We start from the raw sequence: 25423 nt of genomic DNA on the forward strand, positions 1-25423 counted from the left end.
TATTTCTCTATATGCATCTTGTTGCGGGAAGGCCAAGATCAGGCTTTTGCCTTTGGTCGGTCCGCCCAGGCATAATAGCGTGTCGCAATGGGCGTGGTATAGCGTCTGAGAACCCTTGCATGCATCGGCACCAACGGGAATTCCCGATCATAAGCGGTTTCCTGGTCCCCGCTCTGCAGGATGCGTTCGGCCGCCTTACGCCCAAGGTAGGGCGCAAAAAGCAGGCCACCAAAGCAATACCCAAGGGCATAATGCAGGCCCTCATGGCTTCCTACATGGGGATACATGTCCCACGTCGCGGCGCAGCGCCCACCCCACGCATGGGTAAGCTGCACATTTTCCATCTGGGGGAACAGGAACATGATATCCTGGTGAATTTCGCGCGCGAGGCCCTTCAGCCCGCCGATCGGGCGTCGCCCGGTCTTTGAACCGAAAACCAGCCGCTTGCCGTCGGCGGACAATTGCATGTATCGGGTGGCGCGCGTGTTGTCGATGTAAGTGCGGTTGTTGGGCAGGATCTCGGCCGCAAGTCCCGCAGGCAGTTCTTCTGTGGCAACCATATAGGCATTGATCGGCAACAAGCGGCGGTTCAGCCAGGGCACCAATGCATCCGTATAGCCGTTGGTCGCAACAAGCACCTGGCCTGCGCGAATCCTGTGGCGACCGACGCTGACAACCCATCTGTCCGCTTCCTGCGCAAGCCTGGTCACGCGTGCGTGACCGATGATCTTGGCCCCTGCTTTTTCAGCACGCAGCAGCATCGCTCGCGTATAACGGGCCGGGTTCAACGACGCGCTATCGCGCACCACCACCCCACCGTAATATTTGTCCGATCCCATCTCACCGGCCGCGCTGCCCGGAACAAGTTCATACTCCTCACCAAGCAATTTGCCTCTGGCCTCGAATTCCCTGGCAAGCCCATCGTAATGCTTCTGGCTCAACGCCCCGATGAAACGACCGGAAATGCGGAAATCGCACTCCAGGTTCCCGGACTGGATCCTGTCGACGCTTTCCTGAAAGATCGCGGCCTGTTCACGAAAAAACTCTACGGCTTTGTCACGCCCGATTTCCCTGGACAACAACAACAGGGATTGACGTCCCGCCTTGCCCAACATCCCGGCATTGCGCGCGCTTGCGCCCGCCCCGGGCTCTTCGGCGTCGAGCACCAGGACATCGCGCCCGGCAGATGCCAGGCGATGGGCCGCCGACAGGCCGGTCAAGCCGGCCCCGACAACGACCACATCTGCTTGTCGGGGAAGCTGTGACGGCAGCGGCAGGGATGCCAGTCCATCAGCCCAGAAGGGTTTCTGGCAAAAATCGGGGGAAAGAGGGGGGCGGGTCATGTCAACATCCTGGAAGGTCAGACCGTGCGGCGCATCGCGGCGTGATCGCGCCAACCATAGAAACGGATAATCCGGCGCGTGGCCGCAGCATCAAAGGCGCGTGCAGGCCACACAACCCCCGGAAAGACCCGGCGCTGGAAATCCGTATCGACCGGCGCACCCTGTACCTGCCGCGCCAAGATCCCACCCAGCCAAGGCGCCATCGCCAAACCGGAAAAGTTGTAACCAAGCGCGTAGTGGATCCCGTCATGCCGGCCAACATGCGGAAAGAAGTCCCAGGTTACCCCGCAGCGCCCCCCCCAAACATTCGACAGTTTCCAGCCTCTCAGTTGTGGAAACACTGTCGTCAGGTCCTTGTGGATTAACGCCGCCGTTTCCTGGATCGATTGGCCGCGCGGTTCGCCCGTGCGGCTGCCGAACAGTACCCGCCGGCCATCCGGCGACAGGCGCATCGACATTGGCCGGCGCGTCGTATCGATATAGGTCCGGTTGCCCGGGAAAATGCTGGCGATCACGTCCGGGGGCAAGGGCTCGGTCGCGGCCAGATAACTCTCGATCTGGATCAGGCGCCGCGAGACCCATGGGACAAGACCGGCGGTGTAGCCATTGGTGCAAAGAACTACGTCACGGGCCCGGATCTCGCCCTGAGAGGTCCGCACCAGATGGCCTTTGCCCCGCGACTGGATGGAAAGGACTGGACAATCGGAAACAACCTGCCCCCCCGCCGCAATCGCACGCCGCAAGAAGGCCTGGGTAAAACGCCCCGCATGAACCGCCCCGTTGTCATGCACCAGTACCCCGCCACAGAACTGTCGGGATCCGATCTCATCACCCAGATTGCCGTCCAGTATGGATATGTCATCGCCAAGATGCTGCTTGCGGGCCTCATATTCCCGACGCAGCCCATCAAACTGTGCAGGCGTATGGGCAAGGACAATGCGACCGTTCTGCTGATAGTCGCAATCCAGGGCCTCTTGCTTTATCCGCACAAGCGCGGCGCGAAACACTTCGTCAAGATCCCTGAAGAACCGGGTGGCCTTGTCCTGCCCGATCGACCGCGACAGGCCAAGAAACGAATGTTTCGTGTTGCGCCCCAACATTCCTGCGTTGCGCGAGCTCGCGCCCTCGCCGGGCTGTCCGGCATCGAGGATCACGACCGAGCGCCCCCCACGAGCCAGATCATGCCCTGCGGCAAGGCCGGTCAACCCCGCCCCCACCACAAGAACGTCGGCCTCTGCAGGCAGCGCGGCGCTGGCAAACCTTGGCGCCGGCGCCGAAGTCAGCCAATAGGAACGGTCGGTGAAATCCGGGGTAAGGATACTGTCGCTCATCTTCGCTTCCGTCGCTGCAACCTTGTCGATCACTTGCCGTTCAGGATGCGCGCCAATTGCGGCGCCCAATAGGTGATAACCAGATCGGCCCCGGCGCGGCGCAGGCTCGTGACCAGTTCCATGGCACATTCCATCTCGTCCATTCCGGCGCCTTTCGATCCGAAATGGATCATCGAATAGTCGCCGCTGATGGAATAGGCCGAGACAGGCATCTCATAGCGATCTGCGGCCATGCGGATCAAATCCATGTAGGGAATCGCGGGCTTGATATTGATCATTTCAGCCCCTTGCCGGACATCCGCCTCCATGATGCGAAGCGCATCCTGGGCGTTATGCGGCTCAAGATAGAACACGCGCTTGTCGAAACCATAGCTGCCCCCCGTCGCGGTGGTGCCGGTACCAGCCTTGAAGAAGGCGGAATTATACTTGACCGACGACATCAGGATCATGTCATCAAGACCCTCGGCATCCAGAGCGACACGCGCGGCGGCAACGCGACCATCAACCATGGTCGAACAGCACAGCACATCTACGCCAGCCCTGCCCCAGGCCACGGCCGTCCTGGCAACAGAGTCCAGCGTTTCCTTGTCCAGAATGCGCTGGTTGGCGTCCAGCACCCCTCCGATCATGTGATCGGTGAAATATCCCATGTAGCTGTCGCCGATGATTGCCAACCTGTCGCCGACCGCGTCCTTGATCCTCTTGGTCGTTTCCACAATGACGCCATTTTCGTTGAAGGCGTCGCTGCCGCGGCCATCACGGTGCTTCGGGATGCCGATCAGATAGATCGCCGGAACACCCAGTTCAACCAGCTCGCGCGCCTTTTCAACCGCCGCCGGTATCGAATAACGGAAGGTCCCAGGCATCTGAGCCATCTCGACAGAGTCCGACAGATTCGCGTCCACCGCCATTGGGAAGGCGAGGTTGCCCGCGTCCATAATCATTTCGCGAGAAAGAACGCGGCGTGCCGCCGAAAGCTTGAACCGACGGTTCCGAGGTAGAACAGTGCTGATCATGTAGGACTCCCAAGTCTGTCACACGCGCCTGCCGGGCACGTCAATCGCTTTGTCAAATGTTGCACAAAATGCAACATGATGTAATATGTGCACCACCTTTCCTGTAATGTCAACGCGATCGTTCAGCCATCAAACCAATGCCGGCCTTTTCCTTTCTGCCTTTCACATCCGTTGCTGCGGAATGTGCTTCTTGCCATCCTGTCTTATCCAGAAGCCGGCTTCCACGCGGTTGAAAGCCACTGCCGGCCACGCCATCCATGGCGGGCAGTGGCGGCGGCCGGATCGCAGCCACCCAGGCCGGGGCCCTGTGGAAACCGTCGTTTGCGGTTGGGTTTCGCATGGCAACGGGACGGGCATATGGCAGATACCATCGAGGCCGTTCACCGCGGTCATACGGTGCTTTTCCCAGATCGGCTTGAGAATTGAATTGACGGGGATGCCCTTGTCCGTGTCGTCAACCCGTCCGTGGGAAAGCCTGATCTGCCTGCTCTCGGTTTCGTTCGGGCTGTGCCAGAAAGGCGACAGTCTGCTTCTATTCCCGGTTTCCGGCAGGCAAGCTTGTTTTCACCATGCCAAGAGCCTACCTTCAAAGGCATGTTGACGATCATTCCTCTGATCAGGTTCCGGATCTTTTCCGGTTCGCTGCTGACGCGCACTCTGCCCCGGGCAGAGGCGGTCGCCTGCTGACGCCTTTTCCCGGGGCACCTTTCTTCCAGATCCAGGTCAGCCAGACGGACACCGTCCGTTAAGGAGTCATCATGCCTTTCCATTCCAAAGTCCCGCTGCCGTCCGGCACGGGGAACTTCTCCGACTATCCTGGCGCCACGCCGGGCGATGCCGACCTTGCCGGGCTGCGCCCGATCCGCGCGGTCCTTGGCCGAGAGGATTATTGGCGCCTGAACGCCCACCGGCGCCGCTGCGAGGCACTGGGGGGTCCGCTGTTTCTGCGGCTTGCTCGTCTGATCCGCGCCAAGATGCTTGATGCCACGGTGGCAGAGCCAGACGCGATGGACCCGCTGGTGGTGACGGGAACGGCCCGCGTGACCTTTGCCATCGACAAGGGCCGACCCGAAACACGCGTGCTGTATCACTGGGGCTATAGCGATCGCGCGCGCAACCGGCTGCATGTCGGCACGTTCCTTGGCGTCACGCTGATCGGGATGACGGTCGGCCAGCGGATGCGCCTGCTGAATGCCAGCGGTGTTGCCGGCGAACTGCAGGTGCTGGCGGTGCAACCCGCCGACGGCCCTAATGATCCGCCAAGTGCCTGAATACCCACACCCGAACATCCCACATCCTTTTCATGGAGGTCCTCATGTCCCCTGCCACGCGCCGGTCCCGACCGGTCATCGATGCCACTTTGGTCGAGCGGCTGGAAACGCTTGCCGGCGCCGCCATCGCGCGGCTGCCAGATGTGGCCTATCCGCTGGTCAGCAAGCTGACATCGGCAAAGCTGCTGGCGCCCACACGTCTGCCCCCCGATGCCGTCACCATCGGCAGCGAGGTGCTGTATCACGACCATCACGCCGTGCGGGATCTTCGCGTGACGCTGGCCTGGCCGGAACAGGCCGACATCAGCCGCGGATATGTATCGGTCCTGACCCCGGTGGGCGCGGCCCTTCTGGGCCTGTCGGTGGGCGACCGTTTCCAATGGGAAACCCGGGCGGGCCAGCGGCGCGGCCTGACCGTGTTGCAGGTCACGCCGGAACAGAGCCCACCCGTCACGGCCTCAGCGCCGTTGCAACCCAAAGGCCCATAACCGAAAAGGAGGAGGATGCCATGCTGCGTCGGTTCATTCCGGCCTATTGCGCCCAATGCGGGGCCGCCGTCCCCCGGGCCGCTGCCGGGCGCTGTCCGTCCTGCCGGGTTGAATTCGCGCCGGCAAACACCGGGTTCCCGGTTGCGCCACGAACAGCGGCGGTGCGTCAGCCCGGTCAAGACAAGGGCGCCAATGCCGCGCCCCGCCCGTCCCGGCGATTGCCATGACAAAGCTGCGTCCCCTGATTGCGCCCACGCTGTTGCTGACAGGTATCGCCGTGCTGACATTCGCCACAGCCGAGGCGAACAGGCGTTTCGAGATCGGGCTGCCTGGCCGACAGGGGCAGAATGCCCTGCAGATGGCGGCCTTCCTGGGCATCGCATGGCTGCTCAGCCGGATCGCGGATCTGGTATTTGCCCGCCTGCGGCCCCGCAATCGACCGATGCCCAGGTTGCTGCGCGATCTTGTCTCGGCACTTTTGTTCCTGACGGCGATCGTGTCGGGGATACTGCTCATGCTGGGGCATAGCGCGGGCAGCGCGCTGGCGGGCTCGGGTGTGGTGCTGGCCCTGTTCGGCTTTGCGATCCGAAACGTGGTTGCGGACACGCTTTCGGGTATCGCCCTGGGCCTTGAGGCACCGTTTCGGATCGGGGACTGGGTCGATATCGAGGGACTTGCGAGAGGCCGGGTGGTTGAGATCGGCTGGCGGACCACGCGCCTTCTGACGCGTGATTCAACCTATGTGATCTTGCCCAACAGCCAGATCTCGCGCCAGAGGATCGTCAACTACAGCGCGCCCCGATCCGAATATCGCGCACAGATGGAAATCACGCTGGGTCATGCCACACCGGCGACCGAGGCCGCGGACATCCTGCGCAGGGCCCTTGCGAACGCACCACTGATCCGTCAATCGCCCCCGCCCGACGTGCGCATCCAGGCGATCGAGCCTGATGGGGTTCGCTACGCGCTGCGCTACTGGGTCGGGCGGTTCGATCACGAGTTCGACTGCCGCGACGCGATCTGGCGCGAAGTGGATGCGGCGCTGCGCCGGTCTGGCGTTGGCTTGCCGCAGCGCCCGGTTGCCATGATCTGCGCGCCCACGGCCCCCGACACACCATGGCCCGGTGGCGGCTGCGTGCGAGGGGCCGCCACCGGGCAGGACCCGACCGATCCGCGCTGACAACCGGCGCCACGTCCCGAAACAGCTTCGCGCGGCCCCGATGACCTGTCCGGCAAAGGACCCGGCTGCGCAGGGGTGTGTTTCGACAAGACAGCAGGGGCAAGCTGCGTCCGGGCTTGTCACACTAAAGACTGGTTTCATGCCGCCGGCTTTGTTGCGCGTTCACTTGCGGCCTTGCGTAATCTCTCTCATCGGCGGACACGCGCAGATGTGCAAGATCGCGGAAGGTCATCGGTGGCAAGTTTACGGCCACAAGGATGTGCCGTTGCAGCGGTGCCAGGGCGGTTACGGTACGCGGGCGATCAAGAGGACGTGGAAACTGAACAAGGACAGTTTTCATTATGGCAAGGTACATGCCCGCGCATGAACACCAAAATACATGTCTGTATAGGGTGGCTAATCGGGTTTCTGATCGCAATCTAACCTGTTTGGACGATGAACCCATTTGGCGGATGCCACAGTTGGGTTTCATGTGCGGCGACACTGACAAATCTGGTGATCCTCCGATCATGAGTGAGCGGCGCGTGGCGCTTCTGGGAGGGTTGCTTGCCGGTCTGGGGCCCTTGTCGCTGGCACTGTTCACCCCGGCGATGCCGGTGATGGCGGCGAATTACGGGACTACGGATGCGGCGGTCAAGGCCACGCTTTCGGTCTATTTTGCGGGCTATGCTGGCGCGCAGCTGGTCAGCGGCCCGCTGTCGGACAGATACGGGCGCAGGCCGATGATCCTGATCTTTCTGATTGTCTATTTGATCGGAACCTGCGGCGCGTTACTGGCGACCGGGATCAAGATAATGCTGCTCTCCCGTGCGGTGCAGGGGATTGGCGCTGCGGCGGGGTTGGTGATGTCGCGCGCCATCGTGCGCGATGTATTCACAGGCGATACCTCGGCTCGGGTCCTGAACGTATCGAACATCATTCTTGGTGCAGGTCCGGCGGTCGCACCTGCCATCGGTGGGGCCGCGATGCTTGTTGCAGGCTGGCGCGCGCCCTTCGTGATGATGTTGCTGATCGGCTGCGTGGTCATCCTTGCCGCAAGCCGCTGGTTGATCGAGACACGACCGCCCCAAACACCAGCCTCTGGCGTGTTTACGACCTATCTGACCCTGCTGCGCGACCCGTACTTCCTGTGGTCGGCACTGACTATCGCGGGGACCGTGGGTACCTTTTATGCGTAGACGGCAGTGATGTCCTTCATCGTCATCTCCCGCCTCGGCTATACCCCGGCAGAGTTTGGCCTTGTGATGCTGGGCGTCTCGGGCGGCTATTTCCTTGGCGCGGTGATGGTGCGTTTCCTGATCCAGCGTGTCGGCGCATCCCGGCTGGTGCCCTTCGGGCTGGCAGGGCTTCTGATAACCTCGCTGACGCTTACGAGCCTTCTGGTCGCAGAACCCAGTCTCGCACTGGTTACGGGGCCGGTGGCGGTGATGGTCTTTTCCACCGCCTTCATCCTGCCGGGAATGTATACCGCCTGCCTGGCGCCTTTCCCCCGGGTGGCTGGGGCGGCGGCGGCACTCAGCGGCTTTCTGACGATGGGGCTGGGGCTTGTCGCTTCTGTATTGATCTCATGGCCGGGCGATCCCCTGCGCGCGCTTGCGCTGGCCGAACCCGCCGTGGCGCTGATCGCGCTACTGTCCTACATCCTGTGGCGACGACAACGCCCGGCTGAATTTTAACGAGGCGCTCATGGCCATTCCGACACGGCTTATCTGCAGTTCCCACACGATCAGCGGCGTGCTTCCCGGCGGCCCCCTGCCCGCCCGCCACCGTTTCGAGGATCGGGTCGAGGCCTGCGCTGCGGCCGGCTACACCGGGATGTGCCTGCATTTCCGTGACTATCGCGCCCTGCGCGAGGCTGGTTACAGCGACAGGCGGCTTGGCGCGATCTTGCAAGGCGCGGGGATCACCGATGTCTCGCTGGAATTTCTGACCGACTGGTTCCTTACCGGCCCGGACGGCGCCGAGGCGCGCCGGAACGAGGCGACGATCCTTGAGGCCGCCGCCGGCCTTGGCGCGTGCAGCTTCAACGTGGGCGGGGATTTCATGGGACGCAATCTTGGCCTTGGGCTGATGCACGAGACCTTCGCCGCCCTGTGTAACCGCGCCGCCGTCGCGGGACTTACAGTGGCTCTGGAAATCGTGCCATGGAGTGACGTGCCCGACCTGCGCTGCGCGCTGGCGATGATCGACGACATTCCGAATGCAGGGCTGGTGATCGACAGCTGGCATGTCTTCCGCGGCGCCATCCCGCTGGAGGACCTTTCCCGCCTCCCGGCCCAGCGCATCCTGTGCATCCAGATCAACGATGCGGCCGCCGAAACCCACGGCTCTCCGAAGACGGATACCCTCCAGCGCCTGCCCTGCGGTGAGGGCAGCTTTGACCTGAGCAGCTTCCTTGCGGCACTGGACCACGCCACCGTCCCCGTCAGTGTCGAGATTATCTCCGCCGACTTCGCCGCGCTGGATGTGGTCGAGGCCGCGCAGCGATCAGCCCATGGCGCGCGCCTGCTGGTCGATCGCCTGCAGGCGCGCCGCGATCAGACCGCGGCGGGATAGTCGATGAAACCGGCCGGGCCTTCGGAATAGACGGTGTTACGGTCATAGCCCGACAACGGAATACCCTCGCGCAGGCGCCGGACCAGATCCGGATTACCAATGAAATCGCGCCCGAAGGAAACAGCATCCGCCCCGCCCGATCGCAGGATCTCGGCCGCCTCGGTCCCGGTCAGGTCGTTGTTCAGAATCAGCTTGCCGCGCCAATGCGCCCGCGTCAGCGCATAATTGTCCACCTTGGGCGTGATGTTGCGCACCAGATGCAGATAGGCCAGCCCCAGGCCCGAGGATCGGTCGAACAACAGCCCATAGGTTTCCGCCGGGTCCGCATCGTCGATGTCGTTGAAACCAAGCCCCGGAGAACAGCGCAGCCCTACTCGGTCAAAGCCGATCGCATCGCCCATCGCTACCAGAACCTCCATCACGAAGCGGATGCGATTTTCCACGCTGCCGCCATAGCGGTCGGTACGCTGGTTGGTGTTCGAGGACAGGAACTGCATCGGCAGATAGCCGCTGGAACAGTGCAGTTCGACCCCATCCAGCCCCGCCGTGCGCGCATTGATTGCGGCCTGGCGGTATTCCTCGACGACCAGGCCGACTTCCTCGGTCGACAGCGCATGTGGTTCATCCATTGGCACCAGACCGCTTTGATCGGTGAATATCTTGGCATTCGCGCGGATCGCCGACGGCGCCACGATGTCGGAATCGTCCGCCTTGTTGATCCGTGCCGCGATCCGCCCGCAATGCATCAGCTGCACCACGATCAGCCCGCCTGCGGCATGGACGGCCTCGGCCACGCGCCTCCAGCCTGCAATCTGGTCGGGGGAATAAATGCCCGGTGTGCGGCAATAGCCCTTGCCTGCGGGGCTGGGCTGCACGCCTTCGGTCACGATCAGCCCGGCCGAGGCGCGCTGGCGGTAATATTCCACATGCAGATCGGTGGGCACATCCCCCGCGCCTGCACGGCTGCGCGTCATCGGCGACATCACGATCCTGTTGCGCAGCGCCAACCCACCCAGCGTTACCGGATCGAAAAGTTCCTTCATAACCCACCCCTTCTGTCTCTTGATGCCCTCATCTCCATGTCCACTAGCATTTCACAGGCAACGGGGGCATCGTCCGTCTGGCCTAACCGCAGCGGCGTGTGTTTAGTCCGTTCAAACGATGCGCTGCGGGGGCCATAAGAAAAAGATGGTCCAATTCGCGACCCGACGGGACCATCCCGGAAGGGTCGGCGGCAGGTATCTGCAAGGGGGGAAGAAGGCTTCATGCTGGCCGAAATAATCGTAATTGTGGTACGCGGGATCGCCATCGGGTCGATCTTCGCGATGATCGCTATGAGCTTCAACATCGTGCACGGGGCCACCGGAATCCTGAACTTCGCACAAGGCAACATGCTTGTGCTGGGCGGTTTCGGGGCCTTTTTCCTTGCCAATGGCGCGGGCCTGGGGCTGTGGTTCCCAATGATGATCCTGACGGGTCTGGTAATCGCGGTGATCCTGACCATTCAGGGATGGATCACGCTCTTGCCGCTGCGATCGTCGGTCGAACAGGATTCATGGATCATATCGACCGTGTCTGTCTCGGTGATCGTCGGCGCGGTTCTGATGATCACGCAGGGACCGTTCGCCTATAGCGTGCAAAACATCGCGCCCCCCTTCCGGGTCTTCGGTGTCCGCACGCCGGGTGCCTATGGCCTGTCAATCCTGTGCATGCTGTTCTGGTTCTTCGCGCTGCGCTACTTCCTGAAAAAGACTGCGACGGGGCTGGCGATCAGCGCCATTTCGCAAGACCTTGATGCGGCGCGCGCGGCCGGCCTGCCGGTGCGGAGGCTGCAACTGGTTGCCTTTGCCATCTCGGGTCTGATGGTAGGCACCGCAGGGTTCCTGGTCGCGCCGGTGATCTCGGTCAGCCCGGATGCGGGTTTGCGCTATGTGCTCAACGGGTTCGTGGCCGCGGTTGTCGGCGGGATCGGATCAAACCTTGGCACGCTGATCGGCGGGCCGCTGGTGGGCGTGGTCGCAATGTTGACCGCCTATAAAATCGGCGGGTCGTATCAGGATCTTGCCTCGCTGCTGGTTCTGATCGCGATCCTGATGCTGCGCCCGCAGGGCCTGTTTGGCCGCTCCTCGGCACGGCGCGTGTAAGAAAGGGCAGTTTGATGACTATAGTTCAAGCTACTGCCGCCACCGCCCGCCCCGGGCGCGCGCGCCGGCGCTTTTCCTCGGACTTGCCACAGGTCTGGATCGGCATCGCGCTGATCGCCATCACAGGCTTTGGCCCCTCGCTGATCGGCAATGATTACTGGATCCATACGTTCCAGCTGGTGAACATCTATATTGCCGTCTCAATCTTCCAGAACTTCCTGTTCGTGGATGCGGGGCAGAAATCCTTTGGTCAGGGCGTGATCCTGGGGCTGGCCGCCTATGTCACGGCCATCTTCTTCGGGCTGCACGGCTATTCCTTCGGCGTGGCGGCGTTGATCGGGCTGTTCGCCTCGTTCCTTGGCGGCTTGCTGTTCGCGCTGCCGGCGCTTCGGGTGCAGTATTTCCATCTGGGCTTCGTGACGCTGTCGGCGGCGATCGTCTTTCCGCAGCTGCTGGTGTCGCTGGACAAATGGACGAACGGCATCAACGGCATTCCGGTATCGCTGCCCTGGATGCATGAAAAGATGATCTTCGGACTGACGCCTTTGACGCTGATGATCGGGCTTTATCCGATACTGGCGCTTGGGGTGCATTACGCGCTGCGCCAGTCAAGGCTGGGTCGTCAGATGCGGGTCGCCGCGATCAGCCCCGAGGCGGCGCGCACCCTGGGCATCCGCCCCGGCGTGATGCGCTTCATCGCCTTCATCATCGCAGGTATCGGCACCGGCGTCGCGGGCATCCTGTATCTGCCCGCCGTGTCCTTTGTCAGCCCCCAGGGCTTCAACGTCGAGATGTCATTCATCTTCTTCTTCGCCGTGGTCGTCGGGGGCCGGGGGCAGATGCTGGGTCCGATCATCGGCATCTGGATCGTGTTCATCCTGCCCAATATCGCGCTGGCAAGCCTTGTCGAGTACCGCCTGCTGGTTTACGGGGTTCTCACGCTGGGCACCGTCATGCTGTTTCCCGACGGTATCGTTGGCTCGATCGAACGGTGGCGCAAGAAACGCGGCGTGACCGGCCGGGGCGAGCAGGCCTTTCGCATCGACACCTTCCTGGAAGACCTTAAAGGTCGCGGCGATTGCAAGCCCGGCAGCGAAATCGCGCTGGAACTGAAGGGCGCAACCAAGCGGTTCGGGGCTGTCGTCGCGGTCGACAACGTAGATCTGACCGTGCGCAAAGGGGAAATCCTTGGCCTGATCGGCGCCAATGGCTCGGGCAAGACCTCGCTCTTGAACGTGCTGTCGGGCCTTTCGCGGCTTAACGCGGGCACCTTCCGTATTGGTGGTAAGGACGCGACCCGCCTGTCGCCCGACAAAATCGCCAACCTTGGCATGGGGCGCACGTTCCAGACGCCGCGGATCTTCCAGCAATTCTCGTTGTGGGAAAATCTGATGATCGGCCTGGACGCCCGTCAGGGCGCCTCCAGCCCCGAGATTACGGCCCTCGCCCGGGCGCTGCAGCAGGAATTCGGCGATGACAGCGCGGAATTGCTGTCACACGGCCAGCGCCGCCTGGTCGAGGTGACACGCGCGATGCTGAAAGAGGCCGACGTGATCCTGTTCGACGAACCGGCCGCCGGTCTGTCGCAATCCGAACGCGAGAACTTTGCCCGGCTGGTGCGGTTCCTGTCGCGGCGGATGGACAAGACCATCGTTCTGGTCGAACACGACCTCGACCTTGTCTGGGGCGTGGCAGACACCATCACCGTGATGGATCAGGGGCGCGTCGTCGCCTCGGGCGATCCGCAATCCATGGCCACCAACCCGGCCGTGCAGCACATGTTCGTGGGAGGCCGCCTTGCTTGAAGTCCGCAATCTGCATGCCGGTTACGGCATCGTCCCGGTCATCGAGGACATTACCCTGTCCGCCAAACCCGGAGAGATCCTGCTGATCGGCGGCGAAAATGGCGCCGGCAAATCGACCCTGATGCGCGCCATCGCCGGGTTCAACCGCCCGACCTCGGGGCAGGTCCTGCTGGAGGGCCAGCCCCTCCAGGGCCTCGCCCCCGAGGTGATCGCCCGCCGCGGCCTGCGGCTGGTGCTGGATGGGCACCGGGTGTTCCCCGAACTGTCGGTCTATGACAATCTTCGCATGGGCGCCGCCGCGCGCCCGGGCGACCGCACCGGTTTCGCCGCCGCCGTGGACGAGATCTTTGCGGTCTTTCCGATCCTGGCCGAAAAGCGCCGCGCCTATGCGCGCGACCTTTCGGGCGGACAACAGCAGATGCTGGCGCTGGGGCAGGCCTTTGTCGCGCAGCCCAGGGTGCTGTTGTGCGACGAGCCATCGATGGGTCTGGCGCAGGCGCTGTTGCCGCCAATCCTCAGTTTCCTGCGTCGCTGGGCCGAAACCGGCACCGCGGTGGTGATCGTGGAACAGCACCTCAAGGTCACCGCGCCCTATGCCGACCGTGCGATCATCATCGAGCGCGGCAAGGTCAAGCTGGAATGTCCCGCTGACCAGCTTGAAACGGCCCTGAGCGCCCATGCCCAGAAGGAACGCGCGTGACCGAACCCGCGCCCCCGTTCAGCGTCACCTTTCGTGGTCAGGTCGATCCGCACTGGATCGATGTGAACCGGCACATGAGCGCCGGGTTCTATGACCAGCTGTTCGACCGTTCCGAAGAGACGCTGTTCACCGAGTTTGGCATCGCCGACCCCTACATCCTGCGCACCGGCCTCAGCTACTACCGGCTGGAACGCCTTGTGGTCTATGCGCGCGAACTGATGCAGGGCGACCCGCTGGAGGTTCGCAGCCGCGTACTGTGGACCGACCTGCGCCGGGTGCATCATTTCCACGAATTGTGGAACACGGCGGCAGGCTATCGCGCCGCCTGCGCCGACGGAATCTCGATCCATGTCGATCTGACGACGCGGAAATCCGTCGTGGCGACCCTGCCCGAGGTGACCGAACCCCTCATCCGGCTGTGCGCCGCCCACTGTGCGCATCCGCTGCCCGAGGGTGTCGTGCACCGGGTCGATGGCCGGCGGGTGGGGCCGTGACGGCGGGCTTCGACTATGTCATCGTCGGCGCGGGTGCGGCGGGCTGCGTCGTCGCGGCGCGGCTGGCCGAAGACCCGGGCATACGGATCGCGGTGATCGAGGCGGGCGGGCAGGACAGCGCCGTTCAGATCCGCATTCCCGGCGCCAATGTGGCCACCGGCAGCGATCCCCGGTTCAACTGGTCCTACCAGACCGATCCTGTGCCCGAACTGGGCGACCGCAAGCTTTACTGGGCGCAAGGCAGGATCCTGGGCGGGTCGGGCTCGATCAACGGCATGATGTATCTGCGCGGCCACCCCGCCGATTATGACCAGTGGGCCGCGATGGGCTGCGCAGGCTGGGGCCACCGCGACCTGCTGCCCTATTTCCGCAAGTCCGAGACGAACGAACGCGGCGCAAGCGACCTGCACGGCGGCGATGGCCCGATGCAGGTCTGCGCGGGCCAGGCCACGGCGCCGATCTGCGATATCTTCCTTGAGGCCGCCGCATCGGCCGGTTTCACCGTGACCGACGACCTGAACAAAGACATGGCGCAGGGCTTCGGCCATGTTGACATGACCATCGGCGGGGGACGGCGATCCAGCACCTCGGCGGCCTTCCTGCACCCGGCGGTGGCGCGCGGCAATGTCACCGTGCAGACCACTGCCCTTGTCACCCGCGTGGTGATCGAAGGCGGCGTGGCGCGCGGGGTGGACTATGTACAGAAGGGTCAGACCCGCCGGCTGATGGCCGACCGTGCGGTGGTGCTGTGCGGGGGGGCGGTGAATTCACCGCAATTGCTGATGCTGTCGGGGATCGGCCCGGCCAACCAGTTGCGCGCGCTTGGCCTGCCCGTCCACGCCGACCGGCCCGAGGTGGGGCAGAACCTGCAAAACCACCCGATGTACAAGCTGATGTTTGCCACCACCGCCCCGGTTACGGCCTATAGCCACGCGCAGCCGCTGGGTGCGGCCAAGGCGGGGCTGCAATACCTGCTGGGGCGGCGCGGCGTTCTGGCGCGCGGGCTGTTCCCCACGGCGGGCTTCCTGCAGGCCGATCCGGGCGATGCATCAACCGAGGTTCAGGTCTGCATGGCCCCCGCCCCGATGATCCGGCACAAGCCAGGCGTGCTGGGCATCCTGCCCAGGGAACACGGCTTTACGCTGCTTTTGAACATCGGATCGCCGCACAGCCGGGGCGTGGTGCAGCTGGCCTCGGCCGACCCGACCGCGCCCGCGCGGATCCGGCCCGAGTTCTTTTCCGACCCGCGCGACATCGGCATTCTGGCGCGCGGCGCGCGGCGGACGCTGGACATCGTCCATTCCGGCCCGTTGGCGCCGATCCTGGGCAGGCAGCTGGACGCGCGCGGCCCGATTGGCACCGAAGCACAGATCGCCGCCGACATCCGCGCCAGCGCCGGCACCCATTATCACGCCTGCGGCACCTGCCGGATGGGCGCGGACGACGGCGCGGTCGTGGACCCGCAACTGCGGGTCCGCGGCGTTGACAGGCTGTTCGTGGCCGATGCCTCGATCATGCCGGATCTGGTGAATGGCAATACCTATGCGGCCTCGGTGATGATCGGCGAAAAGGCGGCCGACCTGATCCGCGCCGCCTGAGATTTGAACAGGAGCAGTCAGATGGAAATGCGATATCTTGGTCATTCCGGCCTGCAAGTCTCGGCGGTGGGGCTGGGGTGCAACAACTTTGGCGGGATGATCCGCACGCTGGACCTGGAAGGGTCGCGCGCGGTGGTCCATGCGGCGCTGGATGCAGGCGTCACGCTGTTCGACACCTCGGATTCCTACGGGGTGAACGGCGGGTCGGAAAGCACGCTGGGCGAGATTCTCGGCGCGCGTCGGCGGGATGTGGTATTGGCGACCAAGTTCGCCTCACCGATGAACCGCCAGGAAAGCCCCCGCTACAACGGGTCGCGCGGCTATATCATGACTGCGGTCGAGGCCAGCCTGCGGCGGTTGAAAACCGACTATATCGACCTTTACCAATATCATTTCCCCGACCCGGACACCCCGATCGAGGAATCGATGCGCGCGCTGGATGACCTCGTGCGGCAGGGCAAGGTGCGCTATCTGGGCTGTTCCAACTTTGCCGCCTGGCAACTGGTGGATGCGGGCTGGACGGCGCGGCATCTTGGCACGGAACGGCTTTTGTCCACACAGGCGGAATACAACCTGCTGGCGCGCGATGCCGAAAAGTCCCTGTTTCCGGCGATGCAGGCGGCGCGGATGACCCTGCTGCCCTATTTCCCGCTGGCCAGCGGCCTTCTGACCGGAAAATACCGCAAGGGGCAGGATCTGCCCGCCGACACGCGCATGACGCTGCCCTATTTCAAGGGCGGCCTGACCGAGACGCGGCTGGACATGGTTGAACGCCTGATCGCCTTTGCCGAGGCACGCGGCCATACGATCCTGGAACTGGCTTTCGCCTGGCTTCTGGCGCAGCCCATTGTCAGCAGCGTGATCGCGGGCGCAACCAGCCCCGCGCAAGTCACCGCCAATGCCGCCGCAACCTGCTGGCAGCTAAGCGCCAATGACCTTGCAGAGATCGACAGGCTCCTTGCCAATTGAGGCGCCCGGCGGGCGTTAGTCCCTTCGGACGATGCCCGCCACCCCCTGCGCGCTAGGATCAGGCATCCACGAAAGGTTCCCGCCATGAGCGATCTTGTCCCGCCCCGCACAGCCGACATCACCTATGAAACCGACAAACCGGTCCTTTACGAAACCGAAGGCCCGATTGCCTGGATCACGATGAACCGGCCGACCTTCAACAACGCGCAGAATTCGCAGATGACCTATGCGCTGGATGATGCGTTCAAGGCCGCGGTCGATGACGATACGGTCAAGGTGATTATCCTGAAGGGTGCGGGCAAGCATTTCTCGGCCGGGCATGACATCGGCACGCCGGGGCGCGACGTGAACAAAACCTTCGACCGGCGCCTGATGTGGGCCGATCACGTCAACAAGCCGGGCGCCGAGATGCTTTATACCCGCGAGCATGAGGTTTACCTTGGCATGTGTCGCCGCTGGCGCGATGTGCCCAAGCCCACGATCGCGCTGGTGCAGGGCGCCTGCGTGGCGGGCGGGCTGATGCTGGCCTGGGTTTGCGACTTCATCATCGCGACCGAGGATGCCTTCTTCCAGGATCCGGTGATCCGCATGGGCATTCCCGGCGTGGAATATTTCGCCCATGCCTTCGAGCTGCCCCCCCGCATCGCCAAGGAATTTCTGCTGCTGGGTGAACGCCTGCCGGCCGAACGCGCACATCAATTCGGCATGGTCAACCAGATCACCACCCGCGGCACGCTGGATCAGGCCGGGCGCGAGATGGCAACGAAGCTGGCCGGCTTTCCCCGTCTTGGGCTGTGGCTGGGCAAGCAGGCGATCAACCACGTCGAGGAATTGCGTGGCAAGCGCACCGCGATGGATGCCGTCTACCACATGCACCATTTCGCCCATGCCCAGAACGACCTGACCACCGGCGACCGGCTGGGTGGTCTGGACGCGAAATCCATGGCTGCCGCCAACAAGAAACAGGCCGGCAGCGAATAGGCCCCAATACAGGAACCGACCCGTGGACTTGACCTATACCGCCGCGCAGGACCGTTTCCGCCAGGAGGTCCGCTCCTGGATGGAGGCGCATGTGCCCCCCGACCCCCTGCCCTCATTCGATGCCAGCCGCGAAGGCTTTGAGGCACACCGCGCCTGGGAACGCGTGCTGCATCAGGGCCGCTGGGGCATGGTCACCTGGCCCGAAAGCTATGGCGGACGCGGGCTGGACCTGATCCAGTGGCTGATCTTCGAGGAAGAATACTACCGCGCCGGCGCGCCCCTTCGGGTGAACCAGAACGGCATCTTCCTGCTGGGCCCGACGCTGATGGAATACGGTACGCCGGACCAAAAGGCGCGCTTCCTGTCCGCGATGGCCTCGGGCGACGAAATCTGGGCGCAGGCCTGGTCCGAACCGCAGGCAGGCAGCGACCTGGCCGCCGTGCGCGCCACCGCCACGCGGGAAGGTGACGACTATGTGCTGCGCGGGCACAAGATCTGGTCCTCGCGCGCGGTCTTTGCCGATTGGGCCTTTGGCCTGTTCCGCACCGATCCCGCCAGCGAACGGCACAAGGGCCTGTCGCTGATCTTCTTCCCGCTGAACGCGCCGGGCGTGCGCGTGCAGCCGATCGCGCAGATCGACGGCGAAACCGGCTTTGCCGAACTGTTCCTTGAAGATGTCCGCGTCCCGGCCTTCAACCGGCTGGGCGACGAAGGCCAGGGCTGGTCGATCTGCATGGCCACCGCAGGCTTTGAACGCGGGCTGATGCTGCGGTCGCCGGCACGCTTCCAGGTTGCCGCCGCACGGCTGGTGGATCTGTTCCGCGCCCATCGCAACACCGTCGACCCCACCACCGAGGCCGCCGTGATGCAGGCCTGGATGGACGCCGAGGCCTATGCCCTGTCGGTCTACAACACCGCCTCGCGGCTGACGGCGGGCGGGCATATCGGGCCCGAAGCCTCGACCAACAAGATCTTCTGGTCGGAAATGGACATCGCCATGCACAAGGCCGCCCTGTCGATCCTGGGCGCCCGGGCCGAGCTGTTGCGCAGCGCCCCAAAGGGGGCCGGGGTGGGCCGGTGGCTGGATGGGTTCTTCTTCTCGCTCGCCGGGCCGATCTATGCCGGCTCGAACGAAATTCAGCGCAACATCATCGCCGAGCGGATGCTTGGCCTGCCAAGGGGCTGAGCATGGATTTCCGGTTTACCGAAGAACAGCAGATGACCGCCGAGGTGGTGCACACCCTGCTGGCCGACACCTGCCAACCCGCCGACCTGCGCCGCCTGATGGCCTCGGGCGCGGGCCGCGACAAGGACCGCTGGGCCAAGATCACCGAGATGGGTCTGGCCGGCGCGCTGGTGCCCGAAGAGACGGGCGGCCTGGGCCTGCAGGCCGCTGATTTCGTGCTGGCCGCCGAAGCCTGCGGTTATGCGGGCCTGCCCGAACCGCTGGTGGAACACGTCGGAACCGCCCTGCCCCTTCTGGCCGATCTGGCCCCCGAGGCACCCGAACTTGCCCGCGCGCTGGAAGGTAAAATCACCGTGGCCGTGGGCCACCCGGCGAACCTGTTTGTCGCCGATGCCGACAGCGCCGGCGCGCTGGTTCTGGAACACGACGGCGCTGTATGTCTGGTCGATCCGGCCAAGGCGCGCCTGACGCGGCAAGACAGCATCGACCCATTCCGGCGTCTGTTCACCGTCAACTTCGACCCGGCCGAAGCGCGCCTGCTGGCCACCGCCGAGATCGCCGCCCCCGCGCTGGCGGCAACGCTGGACCGGGGCGCGCTGTTCACCGCCGCGCAGCTGGTGGGGATCGCGCAGCGTTGCGTCGATCTGGCCGTGGCCTATGCCAGGGAACGTCAGCAATTCGGCAAGCCAATCGGCGTCAACCAGGCGATCAAGCACCACCTGGCCACCGCGCAGGTCAAGATCGAATTCGCCCGCCCGGTGGTTCATGCCGGTGCCGCGATGCTGGCGCAGGGGGATCTGTATTCCCGCGCGCGCATTTCCCAGGCCAGGCTGGCCGCCGCCGAGGCCGCCGACCTTGCCGCCCGCACCGCGATCCAGGTGCACGGCGCGATGGGCTATTCCTGGGAGGTGGACGTCCACTTCTTCCTGAAACGCGCGCTGGCGCTGACCACCTGGTGGGGCACGCCCGCGCTGCACCGCGCCCGCGTGGCCGACAGGGTCCTGAATGGCCGCCTTGGCCCGGACCAGACCTTTGCAAAGGAAACGACCCATGGCTGAGGCCTATATCATCGACGCGGTCCGCACCCCGATCGGACGCAAGAAGGGCTCTTTGGCCGCGATGCACCCCGCCGACCTGGGCGCGGTGCCGCTGCAGGCGCTGATGGCGCGCAACGATGTCGACCCGGGCGCGGTGGACGATGTGATCTATGGCTGCACCGACACCATCGGCGGGCAGGCGGGCGACATCGCGCGCACCTGCTGGCTCGTGGCGGGCCTGCCGCTGCATGTGCCCGGCGTCACCATCGACCGGCAATGCGGATCATCGCAGCAGGCGGTGCATTTCGCCGCCCAGGGCGTCATGAGCGGCACGCAGGATCTGGTCATCGCGGGCGGCGTGCAGAACATGAACGCCATCCCGATTTCCGCCGCGATGATCCTGGGCCAGCAATATGGCTATCCCGACCCGTTCCGCACCTCGACCGGATGGCAGGCGCGCTTTGGCGATCAGGAAGTCGGCCAGTTCCGTTCGGCCGAGATGATCGCCGAACGGTGGAACTGCACCCGCGAGGAGATGGAACGGTTCGCCCTTGAAAGCCACCACCGCGCCATCGCCGCGATGGACGAGGGCCGCTTTGCCCGCGAAATCGCCCCCGTCGGCGATTTCACCACCGATGAGACGCCGCGCCGCGACACCTCGCTGGAACGCATGGCGACGCTGCCGACCCTGATCGAGGGCGGGCGCGTCACCGCAGGCGTGGCCAGCCAGAACTGCGACGCGGCCTCGGCCATGCTGATCGCCTCGGAACGGGCGGTGCGCGACCACGGGCTTAAGCCGCGCGCGCGTATCCACCACATGACCGTGCGCGCCGACGATCCGGTCTGGATGCTGACCGCGCCGATCCCGGCCACGCGCCACGCGCTGGAAAAAAGCGGCCTTTCGGTCAATGACATCGACCTGTTCGAATGCAACGAGGCCTTCGCCTCGGTGCCGATGGCCTGGATGAAAGAGCTTGGCATCCCGCATGAGAAGGTCAACGTGAACGGCGGCGGCATCGCGCTTGGCCACCCGATCGGGGCCACCGGCACGCGGCTGATGACAACGCTGCTGAACGAACTGGAACGCCGCGGCGGCCGCTATGGCCTGCAAACCATGTGCGAAGGCGGCGGCCAGGCGAACGTAACCATCATCGAAAGGCTGTAACCTATGCCGGTTTACGCCTTCGAGGGGATCGTGCCGGTCGTCCATCCGACGACCTTCCTGCACCCGACGGCGGTGCTGATCGGCGATGTGACGATCGGGCCGCGCTGCTACATCGGGCCGAATGCCTCGTTGCGGGGCGATTTCGGGCGCATCACCGTCGTGGGTGACGCCAGCGTACAGGACAATTGCACGCTGCACACCGGCGCGGGATCAGATTGCATCGTCGGGCGCGGGGCGACCATCGGCCACGGCGTCGTGCTGCATGGCTGCAGCGTGGGGGTGAACGCGCTGGTCGGCATGAACAGCGTGGTGCTGGACGGGGCCGAGATCGGCGAAGACAGCCTTGTCGCCGCGCTGAGCCTGGTCAAGAACGACGCAATCTTTCCGGCGCGCAGCCTGATCGCGGGTAACCCGGCACGCCTGATCAAGGAACTGCCGGAAGAGACGATCCGTTGGCGCAACAACGGCGATGGCGAATATCAGCGGCTGGCCGATCGCTCGCTGGCAGGGCTTGTGGCCTGCGCCCCCCTGACCGAGGCGGGACCGGATCGCAGACGCAACACGGGACAGGCGCGGGCCGTGCGGCTTTCGCCCCGCAATTGAAGGAAGAAGCTGATGGGGATTTGCAAGGATCGTGTGGTGATCGTGACCGGCGCGGGCCGGGGCCTTGGCCGCGCCTATGCGCTGGGTCTGGCTGCCGAGGGTGCCAAGGTCGTGGTCAACGATCTGGGCGTGGGCACGCATGGCGATGACACCGCCGAAACCCCCGCCCAGCAAGTGGTGGACGAGATCCGCGCCATGGGCGGCAAGGCGATCGCCAACTTTGACGACGTCGCCGATTATGAGGCGGGCGGCCGCATCGTGCAGGCGGCGCTGGATGCCTTTGGCCGGCTGGATGCGGTGGTGAACAACGCGGGCTTCGTGCGCGACCGGATGTTCGTGTCCTGCACGCCCGAAGAATGGGATGCGGTGCTGCGCGTCCACCTGCGCGGGCATTTCTGCATCAGCCGCCACGCGGTCGACCACTGGCGCGCCGAGGTCAAGGCCGGTCGCAAGGTCGATGCGCGGATCGTCAACACCTCCAGCGGGGCGGGGCTTCAGGGCAGCATGGGCCAAAGCGCCTATTCGGCCGCCAAAGCCGGCATCGCCACGCTGACGCTGGTACAGGCGGCGGAACTGGCGCGCTATGGCATCACGGCCAATGCGCTGGCCCCGAATGCCCGCACCCGGATGACCGAAACCGCCTTTGCCGACGCGATGAAACCCGTCGAGGGCGCCTTTGACCGCTTTGCCCCTGAAAACACCGCGCCGCTGGTGGCATGGCTGTGCAGCGAGGGGTCATCCAAGGTAACGGGCCAGGTGTTCGAACTGATCGGCGGCACGATCCGCATTTGCCTGGGCTGGAACGACGGCCCGGAATACGACAAGGGCAGCCGCTGGCAGGCGGCGGAACTGGGCGACAAGATCACCGAACTGATGGCGCAGCGCCCTGCCCCGAAACCGGTCTACGGCACCGCCTGAACAATGCGTCCCCCGCAAGAAGAAGGCCCGCCCTTTCGGGGCGGGCCTTCTTGTTACACCGCGCGTTGCGGGTCGCTGCGAAGGTGATCTTTGACGACCTTGCCCTGCGCGCTGGTAGGCAGCGATATGCGGAATTCAATGCTGCGCGGCACCTTGAAGTTGGCGATGTTCTGGCGCGCCCAGGCGATCAGTTCGGCCTCGGTCGCGGTGGTCCCGGGGCGCAGCACGACGAAGGCCTTGCCGACCTCGCCCATGCGTTCGTCAGGCACGCCGATCACGGCGATCTGGCCCACGGCGGGATGCGCGCTCATCAGCCGCTCGATCTCGGCCGGGTAACAGTTGAAGCCGCCGGTGATGTAGACATCCTTCACCCGGTCCTCGATCCGCAGGTTGCCGTCACTATCGAAATAGCCGATATCGCCGGTGTGCAGCCAGCCGTTCTTGTCGATTGTTTCGGCGGTGGCCTCGGGGTTGTGGAAATAGCCGCGCATGGTGATGTAGCCACGGATCACCACCTCGCCGGGCTGGCCGTCGGGCAAAAGGTTGCCCTCGGCGTCCATGATCCGCACCTCGGTTTCCGGGAAAGGCTTGCCGGCGGTGTTGGCGATCACCTCGGCGTCGTCATCGGCGCGGCACATCGTGCCATAGCCGCCGCATTCGGTCAGACCATAGCCGTTGACCACGCCGGAAAATCCCAGTTCCGACCGCATCCGCCGGATCAGCGTTGCCGGCACAACCGACCCGCCAGTCGCCCCCAGCCGCAGGCTGCTGGTGTCGAACTTCGCAAGTTCGGGATGCTGCAACATGCCGTGGAAGATCGCCGGCGGACCGGGGATGACAGAGATCTTTTCGTTCTGCACCCGGTGCAGGATTTCCCCGGGGTCGTAGGTCAGATGCGGCATCAGCACCGCCCCGCGCATCAGCGACACGATCCCGCCCGAACGATAGCCGAAGGCGTGAAAGAACGGAGGGATCACCAGGATGCGGTCCCCCTGTTGGATCCCGACCCGCGTGGCCCAGGCGTCAATGGCGCGCAGGCATTTGCGGTGTTCATACATAACCCCCTTGGGATAGCCCGTGGTGCCCGAGGTGAACAGCATGTCGCACAGATCCTCGGGGCCGACCTCGGCGATGCGGGCGTCGAGCGCCTCTTCGGAAATCTGACCGGCCCGGGCCAGAAAGGCATCCCAGGCGACCTCGCCGGCCTTGGGGTTGTCGAACACGACGATGTCACGCAGCGGGGCACGGCCTTCGGCGGGGATCATGTCGGGATAGTGCAGGCCCAGGAAATCGCCCACCGACATCAGCATGGTGGCTTCGCTGCGCCGGATCAGTTCGGACACCTCGGTGCCCTTGAACCGGGTCGAGCAGGGAATCAGGATGCCGCCCGCGCTGAGCAGGCCCATCGCGGTGGCGAACCACTGCCAGCTGTTCGGGCCCCAGATCATCACTTTGTCGCCCTTGGCCAACCCCGTGGCCATGAAGGCGCGGGCGATCTGCCGGCGCAGGCGATCGAACCCGACGAAGCTCAGCCTGACGCCGCGATCTTCGATAAAGGTTTGTGTGCCATAAGCCCGGGCCGCATCGGCACACAGCGCCGGTATCGTCGTGAATTCCCATACCGGGCTGTCAGCGGTCATCTTTCACCTGTGTCTGTGGATATTGTATCGGGCTCATCATCCGGCTTTCCCGAGGTTGCCGACGTGATAGCATCATCCCGCCCACCCGCCCGCATCGTCCGAAGGGACGAGTTGGTCAACGCCCAACGCCCCTACAACAGGTCAAACCAGGAACTGCCCGAGGAGACCACCCGTGATCCGCGAAAACCAGTCTTACCTGCCACCGATGACGGGGCAAGTCGTCATCGTCACCGGCGGCACCAAGGGCATCGGCCGCCATATCGCCCAGGCCTTTCTGGACGCCGGCGCCGAGGTGGCCGTCTGTGCCCGCACCGCGCCCGAAGCGCTGCCCGAAAGCGGTGGGCGGCGCGCCAGCTTCCATGCCTGCGACGTGCGCGACGCAACCGCCTGCCGCGCCCTTGTCGATACGGTGGCAAGCGCGCATGGCGGGCGGCTGGATGTGCTGGTGAACAACGCGGGGGGGTCGCCACCCGCCGATGCCGCGACCGTCTCTCCGCGCTTTTCCGAGGCGATCATCGCGCTGAACCTGACCGCACCGCTGCATCTGTCCCAGGCAGCGCATCGCTGGATGATAGCGCAGCCACAAGGCGGCTCGATCATCAACATCGCCAGCGTCGCTGGCGTACGCCCCGCCCCCGGCACCGTTGCCTATGGCGCGGCCAAGGCGGGGCTGCTGAACCTGACCACCAGCCTTGCACAGGAATGGGGGCCAAAGATCCGGGTCAATGCGATCATCTGCGGCCTGATGCAGACCGAACAGACCGACCTGAGCTATGGCTCGGCCGCGGCACAGACCGAACTGAAGGCCGCCCTGCCAATGAAGCGCATGGGCACCGGCCCCGATATTGCGGCGGCCGCGCTTTTTCTGGCTTCGCCGATGGCGGCCTTCATAAGCGGTGCGCGCCTTGAGGTGGATGGCGGGGGCGAACCGCCGTTGTTCCTTGACATCATCCGCCGCCATGCAAGCGATGCGGACTAGTCTGAATGAATGATGCGGC

24 protein-coding genes are annotated in these 25423 nt (G+C 64.4%); 19 read left to right on the forward strand and 5 right to left on the reverse strand.

Going from position 1 to position 25423, the window contains the following annotated elements:
- Window positions 1-38: 38 nt before the first annotated feature.
- From ACK8OU_RS12940 to ACK8OU_RS12950, 3 genes are read right to left on the reverse strand one after another with little or no spacing between them, the layout of a single operon-like run.
- Entirely contained in the window at window positions 39-1343 is a 1305-nt protein-coding gene (locus ACK8OU_RS12940) for an NAD(P)/FAD-dependent oxidoreductase (protein WP_410303834.1), read from the reverse strand.
- 17 nt (window positions 1344-1360) lie between these two features.
- Window positions 1361-2674, reverse strand: a complete 1314-nt coding sequence (locus tag ACK8OU_RS12945; protein ID WP_410303835.1) for an NAD(P)/FAD-dependent oxidoreductase — start codon at window positions 2672-2674, stop codon at window positions 1361-1363.
- A 29-nt stretch (window positions 2675-2703) separates the two neighbouring features.
- Complete coding sequence (locus tag ACK8OU_RS12950; RefSeq protein ID WP_410303836.1) at window positions 2704-3690, reverse strand: hypothetical protein; 987 nt, start codon at window positions 3688-3690, stop codon at window positions 2704-2706.
- Window positions 3691-4448: 758 nt separating this feature from the next.
- Here ACK8OU_RS12950 and ACK8OU_RS12955 point away from each other — a divergent pair.
- The 6 genes from ACK8OU_RS12955 to ACK8OU_RS12980 all read left to right on the forward strand — a co-directional run bounded on the left by ACK8OU_RS12955 (window position 4449) and on the right by ACK8OU_RS12980 (window position 9185).
- Complete coding sequence (locus ACK8OU_RS12955; protein ID WP_410303837.1) at window positions 4449-4961, forward strand: hypothetical protein; 513 nt, start codon at window positions 4449-4451, stop codon at window positions 4959-4961.
- Window positions 4962-5005: 44 nt separating this feature from the next.
- Window positions 5006-5449 carry a nucleoside diphosphate kinase regulator gene (gene rnk, locus ACK8OU_RS12960; protein ID WP_410303838.1) on the forward strand — a complete coding sequence of 148 codons (444 nt, stop codon included), beginning with the start codon at window positions 5006-5008 and terminating at the stop codon, window positions 5447-5449.
- Between the two features lie 223 nt (window positions 5450-5672).
- Complete coding sequence (locus ACK8OU_RS12965; RefSeq protein ID WP_410303839.1) at window positions 5673-6629, forward strand: mechanosensitive ion channel family protein; 957 nt, start codon at window positions 5673-5675, stop codon at window positions 6627-6629.
- 509 nt (window positions 6630-7138) lie between these two features.
- Window positions 7139-7807, forward strand: a complete 669-nt coding sequence (locus ACK8OU_RS12970) for an MFS transporter (protein WP_410303840.1) — start codon at window positions 7139-7141, stop codon at window positions 7805-7807.
- A gap of 9 nt (window positions 7808-7816) precedes the next feature.
- Window positions 7817-8305, forward strand: a complete 489-nt coding sequence (locus ACK8OU_RS12975) for an MFS transporter (RefSeq protein WP_410303841.1) — start codon at window positions 7817-7819, stop codon at window positions 8303-8305.
- A gap of 10 nt (window positions 8306-8315) precedes the next feature.
- Entirely contained in the window at window positions 8316-9185 is an 870-nt protein-coding gene (locus ACK8OU_RS12980) for a sugar phosphate isomerase/epimerase family protein (RefSeq protein ID WP_410303842.1), read from the forward strand.
- Here ACK8OU_RS12980 and ACK8OU_RS12985 read toward each other — a convergent pair.
- Window positions 9167-10228 (reverse strand): alkene reductase, encoded by a 1062-nt coding sequence (locus tag ACK8OU_RS12985; protein ID WP_410303843.1) that lies wholly within the window; start codon window positions 10226-10228, stop codon window positions 9167-9169. The genes ACK8OU_RS12980 and ACK8OU_RS12985 overlap by 19 nt on opposite strands.
- 222 nt (window positions 10229-10450) lie before the next feature.
- Between ACK8OU_RS12985 and ACK8OU_RS12990 the strand changes: the two genes are divergently transcribed.
- The 12 genes from ACK8OU_RS12990 (at window position 10451) to ACK8OU_RS13045 (ending at window position 22785) form a co-directional block, all read left to right on the forward strand.
- Window positions 10451-11329: a branched-chain amino acid ABC transporter permease gene (locus tag ACK8OU_RS12990; protein ID WP_410303844.1), complete on the forward strand. Its 879-nt coding sequence runs from the start codon at window positions 10451-10453 to the stop codon at window positions 11327-11329.
- 14 nt (window positions 11330-11343) lie between these two features.
- A complete protein-coding gene (locus ACK8OU_RS12995) occupies window positions 11344-13134 on the forward strand; it encodes a branched-chain amino acid ABC transporter ATP-binding protein/permease (protein WP_410303845.1) in 1791 nt (596 codons plus the stop codon).
- Window positions 13127-13834 (forward strand): ABC transporter ATP-binding protein, encoded by a 708-nt coding sequence (locus tag ACK8OU_RS13000; RefSeq protein WP_410303846.1) that lies wholly within the window; start codon window positions 13127-13129, stop codon window positions 13832-13834. The genes ACK8OU_RS12995 and ACK8OU_RS13000 overlap by 8 nt, the downstream gene beginning before the upstream one ends.
- Window positions 13831-14328, forward strand: a complete 498-nt coding sequence (locus ACK8OU_RS13005) for a thioesterase family protein (protein ID WP_410303847.1) — start codon at window positions 13831-13833, stop codon at window positions 14326-14328. The genes ACK8OU_RS13000 and ACK8OU_RS13005 overlap by 4 nt, the downstream gene beginning before the upstream one ends.
- Window positions 14325-15926: a GMC family oxidoreductase gene (locus tag ACK8OU_RS13010; protein ID WP_410303848.1), complete on the forward strand. Its 1602-nt coding sequence runs from the start codon at window positions 14325-14327 to the stop codon at window positions 15924-15926. The genes ACK8OU_RS13005 and ACK8OU_RS13010 overlap by 4 nt, the downstream gene beginning before the upstream one ends.
- Before the next feature lie 21 nt (window positions 15927-15947).
- Window positions 15948-16895: an aldo/keto reductase gene (locus ACK8OU_RS13015; protein ID WP_410303849.1), complete on the forward strand. Its 948-nt coding sequence runs from the start codon at window positions 15948-15950 to the stop codon at window positions 16893-16895.
- An 84-nt stretch (window positions 16896-16979) separates the two neighbouring features.
- Window positions 16980-17876, forward strand: a complete 897-nt coding sequence (locus ACK8OU_RS13020) for an enoyl-CoA hydratase (RefSeq protein WP_410303850.1) — start codon at window positions 16980-16982, stop codon at window positions 17874-17876.
- 22 nt (window positions 17877-17898) lie between these two features.
- Window positions 17899-19062 (forward strand): acyl-CoA dehydrogenase family protein, encoded by a 1164-nt coding sequence (locus ACK8OU_RS13025; RefSeq protein ID WP_410303851.1) that lies wholly within the window; start codon window positions 17899-17901, stop codon window positions 19060-19062.
- A gap of 2 nt (window positions 19063-19064) precedes the next feature.
- Entirely contained in the window at window positions 19065-20120 is a 1056-nt protein-coding gene (locus ACK8OU_RS13030) for an acyl-CoA dehydrogenase family protein (protein ID WP_410303852.1), read from the forward strand.
- Window positions 20113-21264, forward strand: a complete 1152-nt coding sequence (locus ACK8OU_RS13035) for an acetyl-CoA C-acetyltransferase (protein ID WP_410303853.1) — start codon at window positions 20113-20115, stop codon at window positions 21262-21264. The genes ACK8OU_RS13030 and ACK8OU_RS13035 overlap by 8 nt, the downstream gene beginning before the upstream one ends.
- Before the next feature lie 3 nt (window positions 21265-21267).
- Window positions 21268-21867 (forward strand): gamma carbonic anhydrase family protein, encoded by a 600-nt coding sequence (locus ACK8OU_RS13040; protein ID WP_410303854.1) that lies wholly within the window; start codon window positions 21268-21270, stop codon window positions 21865-21867.
- Window positions 21868-21879: 12 nt separating this feature from the next.
- Window positions 21880-22785 (forward strand): SDR family oxidoreductase, encoded by a 906-nt coding sequence (locus ACK8OU_RS13045; protein ID WP_410303855.1) that lies wholly within the window; start codon window positions 21880-21882, stop codon window positions 22783-22785.
- 53 nt (window positions 22786-22838) lie between these two features.
- On the opposite strand, the gene ACK8OU_RS13050 is transcribed toward ACK8OU_RS13045, so the two are convergent.
- Entirely contained in the window at window positions 22839-24425 is a 1587-nt protein-coding gene (locus ACK8OU_RS13050; protein WP_410303856.1) for an AMP-binding protein, read from the reverse strand.
- A gap of 172 nt (window positions 24426-24597) precedes the next feature.
- Between ACK8OU_RS13050 and ACK8OU_RS13055 the strand changes: the two genes are divergently transcribed.
- Window positions 24598-25404 carry an SDR family oxidoreductase gene (locus ACK8OU_RS13055; protein WP_410303857.1) on the forward strand — a complete coding sequence of 269 codons (807 nt, stop codon included), beginning with the start codon at window positions 24598-24600 and terminating at the stop codon, window positions 25402-25404.
- Window positions 25405-25423 lie beyond the last annotated feature (19 nt).

Origin of the sequence: Pontitalea aquivivens (genome assembly GCF_046507575.1) — a bacterium.
In the GTDB taxonomy this organism is placed as follows: domain Bacteria; phylum Pseudomonadota; class Alphaproteobacteria; order Rhodobacterales; family Rhodobacteraceae; genus Pontitalea; species Pontitalea aquivivens.